The organism is Pedobacter sp. 10L46_2, from assembly GCF_056395165.1.
Map to the genome: position 1 here is coordinate 20,728 of NZ_JBFTIZ010000032.1, position 1,832 is coordinate 22,559.

The following is a 1,832-nucleotide window of genomic DNA, read 5'->3' on the forward strand; positions in this document are numbered from 1 at the left end:
ACTTTCAGGAATGATGTCGTTATTTCTAAGATCAGTAGCAGAAAATCTGACAGATGATTTTTCATTGGCGTTACTGAAGGAAACATTATTGGTAAATGTAGTACCGGTTCTGAAAAAGCCACCAATATTGTCGCCAATCTTTTGGTAAGGCCTATACACATCGTCGTACGATACCACCATTAAATCAGGATCCAGTCTGGCACCAAAGTTATTAAACATTGATGTTCTTGCCTGTAAAGAGGAGGTATTGATGGTCTGATTACGGCCTTGACCATATAAGTACTGGTACCCATCGAAGGAAGTAAGCTGATTCTCAAATGATGCAGTACTGTTTACTTCTATACCAAGGTCAGAAGTGCCTTTACCCCGTTTCGTTGTGATCAAAATAACTCCATTGGCGGCTCTTGCACCGTACAAAGCCGATGCAGAGGGACCTTTTAATACGCTGATTTTATCAATGTCGTCCGGATTTATTGCAGATATTGCATCTCCGAAATCATATCCCTGAGCATACATCTCAGATCCTGTACCTCCGTAATTCGAGTTATCTATTGGAACCCCATCTACCACATACAAAGGCTGGTTATTGCCCGTAACTGTGGTATTACCACGAATGATCACTCTGGAAGATCCGGCAGGCCCACCTGCTGTACTGTTAATGATAAGACCTGCTACCTTTCCAGCTAAAGAGTTAATTACGTTTGTTTCTCTTGCTTTTTTTAATCCCTCGCCATTTACCTCAGAAACCGCATACCCCAAAGATCTTTCTTCTCTTTTGATACCCAGTGCGGTAACAACTGTTTCTTTCAGTTCAAGCGATTCCTCTTTCAGCACCACAGTTATATTTTTCTGTGATTCACTGGCAACAATGCCGGTTTGCTGAAAGCCCATCATCCGGAACCTGATGATGTCGCCTTTATTGGCTGCAATAGAAAACTTCCCGTTCTCATTAGTTGAAACTGTTTTGTTAGCCGTGGCATTAATCACAGAAACTCCGGGAATCGGGATGTTTTTTTCATCGGTAACCGTTCCGGTTATGGTAAATTCAATTTTTACAACCACCGGCTTGTAAGATTGGATCATTATCGTTTGTCCGTTGATCTGATATTTGATACTCACCTTTTTTGAAATGGCATCCAGAACGTCGTTAATTTTCTGTTTTTCGATATTCAGATCAAACCTTGCGTTTACATTTAAATCGAGTGGGTTGTAAGAAAAGTGCACTTGTCCCTGACTTTCTATTTGTTTAAAAGCATCCAGGATGGTGGTGTTTTTCCATTTAAATGAGTACAATTTATCTTTGGACTGTGCATATGCGGACGTTGACAGGATTAGAACAACGCATAAGCTTATTTTAAATAAAAGCCCATAAAAGAAATAATAGGTTGGTAAGTTTTTTTTCATATTGTTTGGTTTGGTTAGGTTGTTGCGGTTTAGAATGCCAGTGTTACAGTATCATTTTTTATAGTGTAAGTAAAGTGGTTAGCGAATCCGATGGCATTAAGCACATCAGTAAGATTTTCATTTTTAAATTGACCGGTAAAAGCGATTGGCTTTTTAGGTTGTTTTTCTGTTCTGATTTCAACTCCATAGATCTCCTTTAAAACCGATTTAATATCTTTTAAAGAAGCCATTGAGAATACGAGTTTTCTTTCTGCCCAGTTCTCTACTTTTTCCAGCTCAAAGTTTGATTTTGTAAATTTATTTTGAGTCTCCACAATCTCAACCTGCTCTCCGGGAATCAGGTCAACTTTGTTTATTATTTTTTGATGATTAACAGTTCCAACACTAACCTTACCAGTGGTGAGCATTACAGAGGTAGAAGTATGCAT

General features: G+C 38.9%; 2 protein-coding genes (1 of these 2 running past the window's edge). Both read right to left on the reverse strand.

All coding sequences use genetic code 11. The annotated features are described in order from the left end of the window. Positions 1-1,404 carry the beginning of a SusC/RagA family TonB-linked outer membrane protein gene (locus tag AC1DDX_RS05625; protein ID WP_477621846.1) on the reverse strand. It extends 2,013 nt beyond the left edge of the window, so only the first 1,404 of its 3,417 coding nucleotides appear in the window; it begins with the start codon at positions 1,402-1,404; the stop codon falls past the left edge of the window. Positions 1,405-1,433: 29 nt separating this feature from the next. Further along, positions 1,434-1,832: FecR domain-containing protein (locus tag AC1DDX_RS05630; RefSeq protein WP_477621847.1), on the reverse strand; the 399-nt coding region annotated here is incomplete at its 5' end.